We start from the raw sequence: 575 nt of genomic DNA on the forward strand, positions 1-575 counted from the left end.
GGCCGGCGCGCCGGCGCATCGCTTCGCCCAGCGCGGCGTCGCCCGGACGTTCCAGGTGCCGCGGCTGTTCCGCCGCATGACGGTGATGGAGAACCTGATCGTGCCGGCGCTGTCCGACCCCGGGGAGCGGCGGGCCGCTGCGGAGGAGCGGGCGCGCGACGTGCTGCAGTTCCTGAAGCTCGGCCACCTGGCGGACCAGTACGCGCGGGCGCTGTCGGGCGGCCAGCAGAAGCTGCTGGAGCTCGGCCGGGCGCTGATGCTGAAGCCGCGGCTGCTGCTGCTCGACGAGCCCTTCGCCGGCGTCCATCCGCGCCTGCTGGAGCAGATCATCGACCACATCAAGGCCCTCAACCGCGACGGCCACACCATTGTGGTGGTCGACCACAATCTGGAGGCCATCCAGTCCGTGGTGACGCGGGTCATGGTCATGGCGCGCGGCCGCAAGATCGCCGATGGCGGCGTCGCCGAGGTGCTGCGCAACCCCGACGTCGTCCGCGCCTATACCGGCACGCGGGCCCACCGATGAGCGGCACGATGCCAGAAACATCCCGCCCCGCCCCGCGCTGGCACGATGC

Annotated in this window: 1 protein-coding gene; it reads left to right on the forward strand. The window is 72.2% G+C overall.

Annotated elements, in window-relative coordinates; genetic code table 11:
* Nucleotides 1–526: ATP-binding cassette domain-containing protein (locus P409_RS35665; protein ID WP_034849916.1), on the forward strand; the 526-nt coding region annotated here is incomplete at its 5' end.
* Nucleotides 527–575: the final 49 nt, after the last annotated feature.

It is taken from the genome of Inquilinus limosus MP06, from assembly GCF_000767795.1.
In the GTDB taxonomy this organism is placed as follows: domain Bacteria; phylum Pseudomonadota; class Alphaproteobacteria; order DSM-16000; family Inquilinaceae; genus Inquilinus; species Inquilinus limosus_E.